At 45.4% G+C, this 11,477-nt stretch carries 10 protein-coding genes and 2 pseudogenes; 8 read left to right on the forward strand and 4 right to left on the reverse strand.

The features are described 5' to 3' along the window. Position 1 precedes the first annotated feature (1 nt). Positions 2–1,342 (reverse strand): amino acid permease, encoded by a 1,341-nt coding sequence (locus NSU16_RS01835; RefSeq protein WP_326196126.1) that lies wholly within the window; start codon positions 1,340–1,342, stop codon positions 2–4. Between the two features lie 130 nt (positions 1,343–1,472). Here NSU16_RS01835 and NSU16_RS01840 point away from each other — a divergent pair, with 130 nt between their 5' ends. Then, positions 1,473–2,069 (forward strand): DUF1989 domain-containing protein, encoded by a 597-nt coding sequence (locus NSU16_RS01840; RefSeq protein ID WP_268471433.1) that lies wholly within the window; start codon positions 1,473–1,475, stop codon positions 2,067–2,069. 131 nt (positions 2,070–2,200) lie between these two features. Then, the gene (nadE, locus tag NSU16_RS01845) at positions 2,201–3,019 is read left to right on the forward strand and encodes an ammonia-dependent NAD(+) synthetase (RefSeq protein WP_010332951.1); all 819 of its coding nucleotides are present in this window, start codon (positions 2,201–2,203) and stop codon (positions 3,017–3,019) included. Positions 3,020–3,096: 77 nt separating this feature from the next. On the opposite strand, the gene tmrB is transcribed toward nadE, so the two are convergent. Further along, positions 3,097–3,690, reverse strand: coding sequence for a tunicamycin resistance ATP-binding TmrB (gene tmrB, locus NSU16_RS01850; RefSeq protein ID WP_339191929.1), 594 nt, complete (start codon positions 3,688–3,690; stop codon positions 3,097–3,099). A gap of 54 nt (positions 3,691–3,744) precedes the next feature. Continuing rightward, on the reverse strand, positions 3,745–4,533 hold the full coding sequence (locus NSU16_RS01855) for a sugar phosphate isomerase/epimerase family protein (protein WP_339191930.1): 789 nt from the start codon (positions 4,531–4,533) through the stop codon (positions 3,745–3,747). A gap of 347 nt (positions 4,534–4,880) precedes the next feature. On the opposite strand from NSU16_RS01855, the gene NSU16_RS01860 reads away from it, so the two are divergent. Further along, positions 4,881–5,441 carry a shikimate kinase gene (locus NSU16_RS01860; RefSeq protein WP_127696038.1) on the forward strand — a complete coding sequence of 187 codons (561 nt, stop codon included), beginning with the start codon at positions 4,881–4,883 and terminating at the stop codon, positions 5,439–5,441. Positions 5,442–5,468: 27 nt separating this feature from the next. Here the strand turns inward: NSU16_RS01860 and NSU16_RS01865 are convergent. Beyond that, positions 5,469–5,816, reverse strand: a pseudogene (locus tag NSU16_RS01865) (class I SAM-dependent methyltransferase). 71 nt (positions 5,817–5,887) lie between these two features. Here NSU16_RS01865 and NSU16_RS01870 point away from each other — a divergent pair. From NSU16_RS01870 to pruA, 5 genes and pseudogenes are all read left to right on the forward strand, one after another. Then, a pseudogene (locus NSU16_RS01870) lies at positions 5,888–6,796 on the forward strand (LysR family transcriptional regulator). 152 nt (positions 6,797–6,948) lie between these two features. Then, on the forward strand, positions 6,949–7,905 hold the full coding sequence (gene cah, locus NSU16_RS01875) for a cephalosporin C deacetylase (RefSeq protein WP_339191931.1): 957 nt from the start codon (positions 6,949–6,951) through the stop codon (positions 7,903–7,905). Positions 7,906–7,986: 81 nt separating this feature from the next. Beyond that, complete coding sequence (locus NSU16_RS01880) at positions 7,987–8,769, forward strand: nucleotidyltransferase domain-containing protein (protein WP_024120156.1); 783 nt, start codon at positions 7,987–7,989, stop codon at positions 8,767–8,769. 188 nt (positions 8,770–8,957) lie between these two features. Beyond that, positions 8,958–9,869 (forward strand): proline dehydrogenase PutB, encoded by a 912-nt coding sequence (gene putB / locus NSU16_RS01885; RefSeq protein WP_081638229.1) that lies wholly within the window; start codon positions 8,958–8,960, stop codon positions 9,867–9,869. Between the two features lie 16 nt (positions 9,870–9,885). Beyond that, positions 9,886–11,433 (forward strand): L-glutamate gamma-semialdehyde dehydrogenase, encoded by a 1,548-nt coding sequence (pruA, locus tag NSU16_RS01890; RefSeq protein WP_168746888.1) that lies wholly within the window; start codon positions 9,886–9,888, stop codon positions 11,431–11,433. Positions 11,434–11,477 lie beyond the last annotated feature (44 nt).

The following is an 11,477-nucleotide window of genomic DNA, read 5'->3' on the forward strand; positions in this document are numbered from 1 at the left end:
TTCACGAGCTGGCAGGGCGGTCTTTATGTCCCTGCTTTTTTTGATAAATCAAGGTGACAACGGCAATGACAGCTAGAAATCCCAAGCTGACAAAAAATCCGGGTCGGCTCGATTTTTCAAACAGCGTGCCGGACACAGCCGCCGCAATCAGAATTGTCGCCAAATAAATTTGCGTTTTCGCCATGGCTGCCGGATCGGTCAGCTTTTTGCTGGAGAACAGGATAAACAGCCAAGTGTATAAAAGCATCAGCCCGGCCGCTGTTGTCATGTGCTCGTAAATATTTTTAGGCAGCACTAGAGACAGTACGATAGACACGATAAGCCCCGCAAATGTTAATCCTAACGCGGGCCAGCATATTTTTTTGCCTTCTTTTAGAGTAAAGCATTTCGGCGCGTCGCCGTCATCGGCCATCGTACAAAGCAATGTTGTCACAGCAAAGAGTGAAGCGACAAGGGTCGAGAAGCCCGCGATAATAAAAATGCCGTTGAAAATATCAAGAATCACTTCGAGATGAAATCCTTTTAAAGACGTAATAAATGGGCTGTCCTGTTCTGTAAACTTGTGTAAAGGAACTAATAGCAAAGCGAGCCCGATTGAAATGATATAAATAATCGCCAGCGTTGCCAGCATCAGCTTGCCTGACTTTGAGGCTTCCTCCGGCTTCTTTAAATGAACCGTCATGAGCCCCATAACTTCAATTCCGCCAAACGCGTAAAATGCATAAATAAGGCCTGTCCACAGCCCCATAGCTCCGAATGGGAAAAATTCTTTTGTCTCATTCGGAATCTGCACCTCCGGCTTTCCGCCTGACAATATGCCGCACAAAGCCAGAATGGCAATAACGATAAACATGAAGATAGCGGCAGTTTTGATAACAGCCAGCACGTTTTCTGTTTTTTCAAAAACAGAAAGTCCGGTAAAAATAATGAGAAGCCCAAGTACAGCGTAGATGGAGGCAAATACCCACAGCGGCACTTGGGGAAACCAATGCTTCGTAAATAACGAAATGGCTGTCAGCTGGCTTCCGGTAATCAGCATTTCAGATGACCAGTACACCCAGCCGTTGCTGAAGCCGGCCCACCTTCCGAATGCTTTTCTCGCATATGAACAGAATGAGCCCTTTTCAGGGTGTTTTGCCGATAGTTTGGCAAGCTGTTCGAATACAAAATACGTGCCGATCGCCGCAATGAGAAATGATAATAGAACGGAAAATCCGCTTTTTACAATTGCGATGCTGGAACCGAGAAAAAATCCTGTTCCGATTGTGCATCCAATCCCGATTAATGAAAGCTGCCACCAAGCCAGATTTCCTTTTTCTTGGTCTTTTTTTGTTTGACTCATTTACATTCAACCCCTTTTATCTAAGGTTAGATTGCAACCCGCGCAAGGCTTATATGCATCGGATTTTTGCCTCTTTTTACATGGAGGCGATGGCAAACGTTCATACTAATAAAAAAAAGGAGCGAAGCGGATGACAAAGCAATATATCGTTCAGCCGAAGAAAGGGCTCGGCCTGAAGCTGAAAAAGGGCCAGATTTTGAAGGTGGTTGATGTAGAGGGGCAGCAGGTTGCTGATTTTGTGGCGTACCATGCAAAGGATTTTTATGAGCATCTTGACCAGGGAGCGACCATTGATGCCAATCATTCCATTCATGTGAAGGTCAACGATCATATTTACTCTAATTTGTATAAACCGATGCTGACGCTCATTGAGGATACGGTCGGCAAGCATGACCTGCTTCTGCCCGCCTGCCGTCCTGACATGAACAGGCTGTTATACGGAAAACAAAAGAACGAGTTCCAGGATACGTGTTATGACAATATGAACCGGGCGCTTGAGCAGTTCGGCGTGCCGAAGCCGCATATGCATTATCCGTTTGCGATTTTTATGAATACTGTTTTAGATGAAAAGGGGAACCTGTCTGTGGAAACGCCCCTGTCAAATGCCGGGGATTACGTCAGACTCAGGGCGGAGATGGATTTGATTGTCGCGTTTTCTTCCTGTCCGATTGAAAAAGGAAAGTGCAATGGCGACAGTGTGACGTCCATACGGGTTGAAGTCAGCTGATCTCACTTATTCACTATGAAATAAGACCTGTGCTATAGTTAATATGGATACATAACAGTCATGATTCATTTTCATCGATTTAGGGAAATGATTCAGTAAATAAGCAATAATGTACAGGAGGAATGATTGGGATGAGCATGCAGGAAAAGATTATGCGTGAATTACATGTGAAGCCCTCAATTGATCCAAAGCAAGAAATTGAGGACAGAGTCAATTTTTTAAAACAATATGTAAAGAAAACCGGCGCTAAAGGACTTGTGCTTGGCATTAGCGGCGGCCAAGATTCCACACTTGCGGGAAGACTGGCTCAGCTTGCAGTGGAAAGCATTCGCGAGGAGGGCGGAGACGCTCAATTTATCGCGGTCCGTCTTCCGCACGGCACACAGCAGGATGAAGATGATGCCCAGCTCGCTCTGAAGTTTATCAAGCCGGATAAATCATGGAAGTTTGACATTCAATCAACAGTCAGCGCTTTTGCAGATCAATATCAGCAAGAGACAGGCGATAAGCTGACAGACTTTAATAAAGGAAACGTAAAAGCGAGAACGAGAATGATTGCTCAATACGCGATCGGCGGCCAAGAAGGCCTTCTTGTGATTGGAACAGACCATGCGGCCGAAGCCGTGACTGGTTTCTTTACGAAGTACGGTGACGGAGGCGCAGATCTTCTGCCGCTGACAGGCTTAACAAAGCGTCAGGGAAGAAGCCTGCTGAAAGAGCTGGGTGCACCAGAACGCTTATACTTAAAAGAACCGACTGCTGATCTGCTGGATGAAAAGCCGCAGCAGTCCGATGAAACTGAGCTAGGCATTTCCTATGATGAAATTGACGATTATCTCGAAGGAAAAGAAGTATCGGCGAAAGCGTCAGAAGCGCTGGAGAAACGCTACAGCATGACGGAGCATAAGCGCCAGGTCCCAGCTTCTATGTTTGATGACTGGTGGAAATAACATGATAAAAAGCCCACTCTCGTAGTGGGCTTTTTATTTATTGATTCCTTTACATGTACATATTTTCAAAACGTCTTTTATTTGATGCGGATATGGTTCAGCTTCACCATTAATCTGTCAGTGAACCTTCGCAGGCTGCCTCTCGAATCAGGCTCAAGCGGCAGATTTGCTTGGGAAGCAATCGTTTCTGCGACCTGCTGAATAGACATTTGGTCTGTATGGAGATGTTCTGTGAAGAGGCTATCAGACAGGCTGTTGAGGCAGCGGTCGATTTGCTTTGCGGCCCAGGAGTTTTTCCCTTCCGCTCTGGTGCGCAGGCGTTTCAGCAATGTTTCCTTTGAAGCCAGCAGGGTAAAGTGATGAATTATCCGGCCGTCCTGTCTCAGCCTGCCAATAATGTCATCGAAGTATTGATCGTTCGTAATGGTCATAGGCACAATGATGATGCCCTGATATGTATCTGACAAATAGGAAAGCATGCTGTAATTGAATTCCCGCCACAGCCGGTAGCTTTGAAAGTCGTCTTCAGCGATATCCGGCGGTATCATTGAACGCATCGCGAACCCCATCTTTTCAGGATCATATACGTAAGACGGTTTCAGCCTTCTATGCAGTTCAAACGCCGTTTGTGTTTTTCCGGAACCGAACGCCCCGTTTATCCACACGATCATCGTGATTTCCCCCTTTTTGTTTATGATACATAAAAAGACCCTTCGATCGAAGAGTCAGCGGGAAAAAACAGCCGTATATTCGCGGAGCGATTCTTTTATATGCGTGAAGGCATGTTCTCCAAAATACTCAAGAGAAACAAAACCATCATATTGTCTGTTTATCAGTTCTTTTAAAAATGCTTTTTGATCGAGATCTCCTTGAAAAATCGGAGTGGGTTCGCTTAGATACCAGTTATTAAAATTCCAGCGATAGTTTTTCAAATGGATATGGCTGATCGTATGAAAGGTTTTTTCTAAAGCCGGCAGCTGGTCAATTCGGTTCACGTGCAGATTTGACCCGTCAAAAATCGTTCGGAGTCTCGGATGGGCGACATCCTTCAAAAATGTTAAAGCAGCTTCAGGTGTATCGGCATACGTATCGTAATGAATTTCCAGACCGATATTTACCTCATAGCCGTCTGCCATTTGCGCAGCCTGCTGAAATTGCTCAACCGCACGCAGCCATTTTTCTGGCGACGTTCTGTTTGACGCCTGATTCCCGGCAAATACGCGAATGAGCGGGCTGTGAAGCTGTCTCGCCGCCCGAAGCCCTTTTCTCACTGCTTCTTTTGTCTCTTCTTCTCCTTGTGTCACAAAATCGGTGTATAAGCTGACCGCGGGCACCTTCAAATTATGTTGCTGCAGCAGTGTATAAAGGCCGTCCAGCGGCCCGAAGTCCTGTTCATACTGTTCGATGTGGCCGTACCACAAATCAATCCCGTCAAAGGACTGCTCCTTCGCAAAGGAAATGATGTCCATTATATTTTGCTTTTTTAATCCGGTTGTACAAAAGCTTAATTTCATCTCAATCCCTCCCGTCATCTTTTTCCCTGATGAAAAACGGATAAACGCAGATAGAGGAAGGGCGTTTTTAATCATTTAATGCTTTTTTGCGTCGAAGTATTAAATTATGTCTGAAAATGTTGTACAATGAATTTCATCCGACCAAGAAGGTTGAACGCAAAAAAGAAACGGAGCCGGCTGCTCAAAAACGACGTTTCGTCCATTGCGTTTTCTCATGTTTTATTGTAGGAAAGCTTGAACGGTTGACGATGAAATAGAGAAAGCTCGAGCCGGTACCTATATAAATATTCGCAAAATCAGCATATAATGAAGATAAACTTTCATTCCTTAGGAGGATTTCGCCGAAGATGAACGCTAAACGAGCCATCCCAGTAAGAGAAAGAAATATCGTCCTGATTGGATTCATGGGTGTAGGAAAAACGACAATCGGCCAATTGGTCGCTAAGAAATTATATAGAGATTTTATCGATATTGACCAAGAAATCGAAAAGGATTTCAACATGTCGATCCCTGAGATGTTTGAAAAAAAAGGTGAAGACTTTTTCCGGAAAACAGAAAAAGAATATATCCTGAATTTATGCCATCATACAAGATTTAAAATTGTCTCACTTGGCGGAGGCTCTTTTAAACAAGAGGAAATCAGAAAGTGCTGTCTCGAACATTGTCTGGTGCTTCACCTCGATCTGTCTTGGGAGAACTGGAAGCAGCGCGCGAATTTGCTGATCGAAAGCCGCCCGGTGCTGCATAATCGGTCAATGGACGAAATGGAGCAGCTGTTTAACGAGAGAAAAGTCATTTATGATAAGCACAATTCAAAAGTGGAAACAGACAATCTTGCTCCCGAAGAGATTGCAGATTACATTGTGGAGACGCTAAAAATCGGCTGGGATCTTTATCAGCCAATGTAAAAGCCGTGCGGGATGCACGGCTTTTTTTTATCGCTTTACGCCTTGGATGAATATCGCTTTTAAGCAAAAGGATTCAGGCTTTCCGTTTTGATTCAATTCGAGGCAAAAGGTGTCTCGGGCCTTCGTCAGACGCTGTCCCTTTCTGAAAGTGTACATTCACAGCAGCTTTTTCTTCCGCAAAAGATGAAGCAACGTCAACCATTTCTTGCGTCGCATCAATGCCGATGCATTCTTGGACATAAGGGGCAAATGCCAGCACCGTATGGCCCGCTCCCGCTCCGCATCAAGCACTTGCTGCTCTGCACAGCATTCCGCAAATTTGATCAGCATCGTTAAATCTTCCCCATCAGCAAATACCTTCTCATCACGATACATCACAGCGTTTTTCGAAAACGGAGTTTCGTTTGGCCAAATGAACCAGCTCTTTCATCTTTGTTTGTTATGATATGGATGATGTTAGCAATTTCTGTTATGATCATTTTTATATCTTGGACGAAGCGGCGGAGCACCTTCATATCGCCCAGCCTTCTCTCAGCCAGCAAATCAAGAAGCTGGAGACGGAGCTGGGGCTTACTCTTTTTCACAGGTCACACGGCTCTGTTACGCTGACACCGCACGGCCGCCGTTTCATTGAAAAGGCTGAGGACATCATTCGATTAAGGGACGACTTGCTGGTGAAGATGCAGGCAAGGACTGGGGCACAAGCTTTCGATCGGGATTCCCGCTGTAACAGGGAGATATATCTTTCCTCCGCTTCTGAAGCAGTTTTGGCGCATTATCCCCATGTGAGGTTCAGCTTATCGTAAAAGACCCGGCTGCCTTAGAGGAGATAACGGCAAAGGGAGAGGTTATCCTTGCCGATTGAGGATGTGAGGCTCTCCATTGAACCCTTGCTAACTGAGCCGATCGTTCTTGCCGTATCAAAGGAAAAACAAAGGTGGATGCCGCTCGAAATGACTGCACTGATTGATAAAGCACTGGAAGGTGAGGGAAGCCGTGCGTGCCGCTTGAGATGGCAAAGCAGGTTCCTTTTATTTTGCTGAAGGAGGGCTACGGTTTTCGCCGGATGGTACTTAACCTATGTGCGGAAAGCGGCTTTAAGCCAAACGCCGCGTTTAAAACGAGCACATCAAAATCGCGCAATCCCTTGTCGCAAACGGTTTGGGGTAACCCTGGCGCCAAATATGGTCAAAAGGGACAAAGATTCGGGTGTCATCTTTTTATCGCTTCAATCCGCGCCTTCACGCACTCTTGTTTTTGTAATTTTAAAGAACCGCTATGTCAGTCTGACCGCTCAGGCCTTTATGGAACTAAGCCGGGGAGCGGTTAAACAAACGTTTGACCAAGAAGAGTGAGTATGGTGTTCAAGGATAGTATTCATCACAAGAACGAATTCACATCGAAGGATTGAATCAGAAATTAGATGTTAAAAAATTTAGAAAATAGGTTCAAAACGTGATAGTATAGAATAAACTAAATCTTATTAAACAAAGGAGAATAATCGGAAATGCAACTATTCGATATGCCGCTCGACCAATTGCAAACGTATAAGCCTGACAAAACTGCCCAAAAAGATTTTTCTGAGTTTTGGAAGTCCTCTTTGAATGAACTTGCCGAAGTTCAAGCAGTTCCTGACTTACAGCCGGTTGATTATCCTGCTGATGGAGTGAAGGTATACCGCCTTACATATAAAAGTTTTGGAAATGCCAGCATTGCCGGATGGTATGCGGTGCCTGACAAAGAAGGCCCGCACCCGGCGATTGTCAAATATCACGGCTACAATACAAGCTATGACGGAGACATTCATGAAATGGTCAATTGGGCGCTGCACGGATACGCTGCGTTCGGCATGCTTGTCCGCGGCCAGCAGGGCAGCGAGGACACCAGTATTTCTCCGCACGGACACGCATTGGGCTGGATGACGAAAGGAATTCTTGATAAAGATACATACTACTACCGGGGAGTTTATTTGGACGCCGTCCGCGCGCTTGAAGTCATCAGCAGCTTTGATGAAGTCGACGAAACGAGAATCGGCGTGACAGGCGGAAGCCAGGGCGGAGGCATAACCATTGCGGCCGCTGCTCTGTCAGATATTCCGAAAGCCGCTGTTGCTGATTATCCTTATTTAAGCAATTTCGAGCGAGCCATCGATGTGGCGCTTGAACAGCCGTATCTCGAAATCAATTCCTTTTTCAGAAGAAATGGCAGCCCGGAAACAGAAGAGCGGGCCATGAATACACTAACGTATTTCGATATTATGAATCTGGCTTACAGGGTGAAGGTGCCTGTACTGATGTCGATCGGGCTGATTGATAAGATTACGCCGCCTTCTACTGTGTTTGCGGCCTATAACCATCTGGAGACAGAAAAAGAGCTGAAGGTGTACCGCTACTTTGGGCATGAGTATATCCCTGCCTTTCAAACGGAAAAGCTTGCCTTCTTTAAGCAACATCTTAAAGGCTGACAGACGCGAAGAGCCGCCGCATCATCGGGCGGTTTTTTTCTGCAGACAGCCGGAATGAGAAAAGACGGGAGACGAATATATATGAAACAAAGAATCATTGATGAACTAAAACGAATTGAGCAAGAGTACAGCGTTAAAATCGTGTATGCCGTTGAATCAGGGAGTCGTGCTTGGGGATTCCCGTCGCAAGACAGCGATTATGATGTCCGCTTTATTTATGTGCCGAAAAAGGAATGGTATTTTTCAATTGAGCAGGAGAGGGATGTCATTGAAGAGCCGATCCACGATTTGTTGGACATCAGCGGCTGGGAACTGAGAAAAACGCTGCGTCTATTCAAAAAATCAAACCCTCCGCTGCTTGAGTGGCTGTCCTCGGACATTGTGTATTACGAAGCCTTTACGACCGCAGAGCAGCTGAGAAAGCTGCGAAGCACAGCGTTTAAGCCTGAAGCCAGTGTGTATCACTATATCAATATGGCAAAAAGAAATGTCAAGGATTACCTGCAAGGGCAAGAGGTGAAAATCAAAAAGTATTTTTACGTGCTGCGGCCGATACTGGCGTGTAAGTGGATTGAAAAGCACGGAACCATTCCACCGATGGATTTTACTGTTTTGATGAATGAATTGATTACGGAACCCGAACTGAGAGCAGAGATGGAAACCTTGCTTGAGCGCAAAAGAAAAGGTGAAGAACTGGATCTTGAAGCAAGAATTCATGTGATTCACCAGTTCATTGAAACAGAGATTGAAAGGATTATGGAGGCGGCGAAAACGCTGAAAATCATCAAAAAAGATATCACGCCTGAGCTGAATCGGTTGCTTTTGAATACTGTTGAAGAAGTGTGGAATGATGGAGGAAGCTGATGTTTCATGTCGCTTCCTCTCTCCATATTTCGACAGGAAGTCCCCCGACTTTCTAACTATCTGATTGTGAGAAACCCACAAAAATAATCAGAATCTTTGTATTTTGAGAATATTGTGAACGGAGGTTTTGTCCATTTACAATAAACTCATACAAATACTTCTTAGATTGCGGGGTGTTGAGGTTGGAAGTGATCACAAGAGATTTTTTCTTGTTTTTATCCAAAAGCGGCTTTCTCAATAAGATGGCGAGAAACTGGGGAAGCCGGGTAGCAGCGGGTAAAATTATCGGCGGGAATGATTTTAACAGTTCAATCCCGACAATTCGACAGCTTAACAGCCAAGGCTTGTCAGTTACTGTCGATCATTTAGGCGAGTTTGTGAACAGCGCCGAGGTCGCAAGGGAACGCACGGAAGAATGCATCCAAACCATTGAGACCATTGCGGATCAGCAGCTGAACTCACACGTTTCTTTAAAGATGACGTCTTTAGGTCTCGATATAGATATGGATCTGGTGTATGAAAATATGACGAAAATCGTCCAGACGGCCGAGAAGCATAAAGTCATGGTCACCATAGACATGGAAGACGAGGTCAGATGCCAGAAAACGCTTGATATATTCAAGGATTTCAGAAGGAAATATGAGTATGTAAGCACGGTGTTGCAGGCCTATCTGTACCGCACGGAAAACGATATTGACGATTTGGATTCTTTGAAACCGTTCCTTCGTCTTGTAAAAGGAGCATATAAGGAATCAGAAAAAGTGGCTTTTCCGGAAAAAAGCGATGTCGATGAGAACTATAAAAAAATCATCCGAAAGCAGCTCTTAAATGGTCACTACACAGCGATTGCGACACATGACGATAAAATGATCGATTATACAAAGCAGCTTGCCAGGGAAAACGGCATTTCCAATGACATGTTTGAATTTCAGATGCTGTACGGCATGCGGTCGCAAACCCAGCTCAGCCTCGTAAAAGAAGGTTATAACATGAGAGTCTACCTGCCTTACGGAGAGGATTGGTACGGCTACTTTATGAGACGCCTGGCAGAACGTCCGTCAAATATTGCATTTGCTTTCAAAGGAATGACGAAGAAGTAAAAAAGGAGAGATTACAATGACAACACCTTACAAACATGAACCATTCACAAATTTCCAAGACCAAAACAACGTAGAAGCGTTTAAAAAAGCGCTTGCGACAGTAAACGAATATTTAGGAAAAGACTATCCGCTTATCATCAACGGTGAAAGAGTGGAAACAGAAGCGAAGATCGTTTCCATTAACCCGGCTAATAAAGAAGAGGTTGTCGGCAGAGTCTCAAAAGCTTCTCAAGAGCACGCTGAGCAAGCCATTGAAGCGGCGGCTAAAGCCTTTGAAGAGTGGAGATACACGTCTCCGGAAGAAAGAGCGGCTGTCCTGTTCCGCGCGGCTGCCAAAGTCCGCAACAGAAAGCATGAATTCTCCGCTTTGCTCGTGAAAGAAGCAGGGAAGCCTTGGAACGAGGCAGATGCTGATACTGCTGAAGCGATTGACTTCATGGAATATTATGCACGCCAAATGATTGAACTGGCAAAAGGCAAACCGGTCAACAGCCGTGAAGGCGAGAAAAACCAATATGTATACACGCCGACTGGTGTAACAGTCGTTATTCCGCCTTGGAACTTCTTGTTCGCGATTATGGCGGGAACAACAGTAGCGCCGATCGTTACCGGTAACACAGTTGTTCTTAAACCTGCGAGCGCAACGCCTGTCATTGCTGCGAAATTCGTTGAGGTTCTTGAAGAATCCGGCCTGCCAAAAGGCGTTGTCAACTTTGTTCCTGGAAGCGGAGCGGAAGTCGGTGACTACCTTGTTGACCATCCAAAAACAAGCCTTATCACGTTTACGGGATCAAGAGAAGTCGGTACGAGAATCTTCGAACGCGCCGCAAAGGTTCAGCCAGGCCAGCAGCACTTAAAACGTGTTATCGCTGAAATGGGCGGTAAGGATACGGTGGTTGTCGATGAGGATGCGGACATTGAATTGGCGGCTCAATCCATCTTTACATCTGCATTCGGCTTTGCGGGCCAAAAATGTTCTGCAGGTTCACGTGCTGTTGTTCATGAAAAAGTGTATGATCAAGTATTAGAGCGCGTTATTGAAATCACAGAGTCTAAAGTAACGGCAAGCCCTGACAGCGCAGATGTTTACATGGGACCTGTTATTGACCAGGGTTCTTATGATAAAATTATGAGCTATATCGAGATCGGAAAAGAGGAAGGCCGATTAGTAAGCGGCGGTACTGGTGACGATTCAAAAGGATTCTTCATCAAACCGACGATCTTCGCTGACCTTGATCCGAAAGCAAGACTCATGCAGGAAGAAATTTTCGGGCCTGTTGTCGCTTTCTCTAAAGTATCAAGCTTTGATGAAGCATTAGAAGTGGCGAACAATACTGAGTACGGTTTAACGGGAGCGGTAATCACAAACAACCGCAAGCACATTGAGCGTGCAAAACAAGAATTCCATGTTGGAAATCTGTACTTTAACCGCAACTGTACAGGAGCCATCGTTGGCTACCATCCATTCGGCGGCTTCAAAATGTCCGGCACAGATTCAAAAGCCGGCGGTCCGGATTACCTGGCACTGCACATGCAGGCAAAAACAATCAGTGAAATGTTCTAAAGCGGGACTAAATGGGCATCCTCCCTGCGGGGGTGTCCATTTCA

Origin of the sequence: Bacillus sp. FSL K6-1003 (assembly GCF_037964945.1) — a bacterium.
GTDB classification, from domain to species: domain Bacteria; phylum Bacillota; class Bacilli; order Bacillales; family Bacillaceae; genus Bacillus; species Bacillus mojavensis.

Bases quoted from the DNA above. Each gene is read 5' to 3' on its own strand.
- NSU16_RS01835 (WP_326196126.1), bottom strand. From the start codon at position 1,342: ATGAGTCAAACAAAAAAAGACCAAGAAAAAGGAAATCTGGCTTGGTGG.
- NSU16_RS01840 (WP_268471433.1), top strand. From the start codon at position 1,473: ATGACAAAGCAATATATCGTTCAGCCGAAGAAAGGGCTCGGCCTGAAG.
- nadE (WP_010332951.1), top strand. From the start codon at position 2,201: ATGAGCATGCAGGAAAAGATTATGCGTGAATTACATGTGAAGCCCTCA.
- tmrB (WP_339191929.1), bottom strand. From the start codon at position 3,690: ATGATCGTGTGGATAAACGGGGCGTTCGGTTCCGGAAAAACACAAACG.
- NSU16_RS01855 (WP_339191930.1), bottom strand. From the start codon at position 4,533: ATGAAATTAAGCTTTTGTACAACCGGATTAAAAAAGCAAAATATAATG.
- NSU16_RS01860 (WP_127696038.1), top strand. From the start codon at position 4,881: ATGAACGCTAAACGAGCCATCCCAGTAAGAGAAAGAAATATCGTCCTG.
- cah (WP_339191931.1), top strand. From the start codon at position 6,949: ATGCAACTATTCGATATGCCGCTCGACCAATTGCAAACGTATAAGCCT.
- NSU16_RS01880 (WP_024120156.1), top strand. From the start codon at position 7,987: ATGAAACAAAGAATCATTGATGAACTAAAACGAATTGAGCAAGAGTAC.
- pruA (WP_168746888.1), top strand. From the start codon at position 9,886: ATGACAACACCTTACAAACATGAACCATTCACAAATTTCCAAGACCAA.